The 1,847-nt window shown below is 39.1% G+C and carries 3 protein-coding genes; 2 read left to right on the top strand and 1 reads right to left on the bottom strand.

Going from position 1 to position 1,847, the window contains the following annotated elements:
• Nucleotides 1-286: 286 nt before the first annotated feature.
• Together VXK47_RS20160 and VXK47_RS20155 are read left to right on the top strand one after the other, a co-directional pair.
• A complete protein-coding gene (locus VXK47_RS20160) occupies nt 287-580 on the top strand; it encodes a DUF6922 domain-containing protein (protein WP_435550589.1) in 294 nt (97 codons plus the stop codon).
• Between the two features lie 16 nt (nt 581-596).
• Nucleotides 597-1,178: a nucleotidyl transferase AbiEii/AbiGii toxin family protein gene (locus tag VXK47_RS20155; protein ID WP_435550588.1), complete on the top strand. Its 582-nt coding sequence runs from the start codon at nt 597-599 to the stop codon at nt 1,176-1,178.
• 42 nt (nt 1,179-1,220) lie between these two features.
• Here VXK47_RS20155 and VXK47_RS20150 read toward each other — a convergent pair whose 3' ends face one another.
• Nucleotides 1,221-1,703, bottom strand: a complete 483-nt coding sequence (locus VXK47_RS20150; protein WP_435550587.1) for a lipid-binding SYLF domain-containing protein — start codon at nt 1,701-1,703, stop codon at nt 1,221-1,223.
• Nucleotides 1,704-1,847: the final 144 nt, after the last annotated feature.

The raw sequence follows: 1,847 nt of genomic DNA, 5'->3' as shown, positions 1-1,847 counted from the left end.
GTGCGCTGAGAAAAGATGGTTACGTCTCCACTGCCCTGAACGATTGGCTGAAGTAATTAAAGGAGTCAAATTTGTGAATGGAATTGAAAAAAAATGGATCGCCGCCTAATTATTCCATACACAACTCTTGACTATAACTCTCTGCGCTGTAGTATTCTAAGCAACCGTTGGGAAGATTTTTGGGAACATCGGGCCGCAATCTGAAATCGTTACCCATAAATTTGTCGCACACCCTCTTTCCCTATCTTCCTTGATTGTTTATTCAAGATGTGTTAAAATAAAAAACATGAAGCAGGAAAAAAAATATATATTAGCCAAATTCAAGCCATTTTTGTGGTCTTATGATTTAGGGCAAATCGATTTGGAAAAAGATAAAAAACGGATAATCACTAATGTTTTGAATCTTGGTACAAAAGAAGCCACTGATTTATTATTTAAAATATATGACAAAGCTGAAATCAAAAAGCAAGTGGAAGAGCCTATGCCTGGCGAATGGAGCGACAAATCATTGAATTACTGGTCGCTTTTTTTTGATATTCAGCCACAAACGGCTAAACATGTTTTACGGCATCTTGGATAAAAAAAGGCAAGACTTATTGCCACAGCTATCTCCGCTTAAAAATGAATTTTATCTGGCAGGCGGCACAGCCCTTGCTCTGCAAATTGGTCATCGGGACAGCATTGATTTTGATTTTTTCAAAACCGGCGATTTTGACACGCAACAGCAGTTCCAAAAAATAAAAAGAGATTTAAACGCATACAAACTGACTAAAATCCAGGAAGAAATAAATACTCTTACCGTTCTGGTTGACAATGAAATAATACTTAGTTTTATCGGTTATAACTATCCGCTGATAAGAGAAACAATAAACGAAAAATATCTATGCATGGCTGCGATAGAAGATATTGCCGCAATGAAAATGTCAGCTATCCTGAGCCGCGCCAGCAACAAAGACTATATTGATCTGTATTTTATCCTGCAGACGCATAAACTAAACGATCTATTGGAACTTGCGCAAAAAAAATTTCCGGATATCGACATCAATCTGATCTTAAAAAGCCTTGTTTATTTTGCGGACATATCCACGGAACCGATCAATTTTAAAAATGACAAAACAGTTGACTTTGAAGATGTTAAATCTTTTTTAATCAAAACCGTTAAGAATTTAAATACTTAATCAAAAGTTTAATAGTTGAATGTCCCCAATACTACCTCTCTTCTATTTACTGTCGCGCTTTGTAATATGGTTAAGAATTTGCACCAGTTTTTCTGCGGCTTGCGGTATATTTTTGGCATCATGCTCAAGCGTTATTTGTCTGGCCGAAAGTTCTTTTCCGTAAAAAGCTCTGTTTGCATCATCATTTGCAAAGATTGTTGCACCTTTAAGAGAAATTCCGGCAAATAAACCTTTGGTCCTGGAGTATGAATAGATTTCCGATTTGAGCAGAATATCGGTTCCTGCTTCGAGGGTTCTGCCTACAGGACCTGCGGTGGCGCTAATATCACCGCCAAGCACAACCTTACTTTGCAGGATGGAATCCAAGCCTTTTTTGTTCATAACAAGGAGCACAAGGTCGATGGATTCAACGCCGACCTGAAATCCGAAACTGCCGCCTGCCACAGTAAAAAAAGCAGGAGGACTCCAATTGCCGGTTCTGGCATTGCGCGCACACACAACCCCTTCCCCGAAATTTCCGCCCACGAAATACAGCGGTGGTCGGGATTGTTTGAACAGCAAAATGCTTTTTTTAAGTGATAAACTGCTTATTCAGGCTGCTGCCTCTTTCCTGGGAAATGTTTCCCAGTAGACCATATCCGGTGTTTTTTTGTCAAGTTTTTGATGCGG

Origin of the sequence: Desulfobacterium sp. N47, from assembly GCF_051233685.1 — a bacterium.
In the GTDB taxonomy this organism is placed as follows: domain Bacteria; phylum Desulfobacterota; class Desulfobacteria; order Desulfobacterales; family RPRI01; genus RPRI01.
Note: the sequence above shows the minus strand (reverse complement) of the source record. Positions and strands in the feature narration are given on the sequence as shown.

Coding starts and splice junctions, on each gene's coding strand:
- VXK47_RS20160 (WP_435550589.1), top strand. CDS start 287: ATGAAGCAGGAAAAAAAATATATATTAGCCAAATTCAAGCCATTTTTG.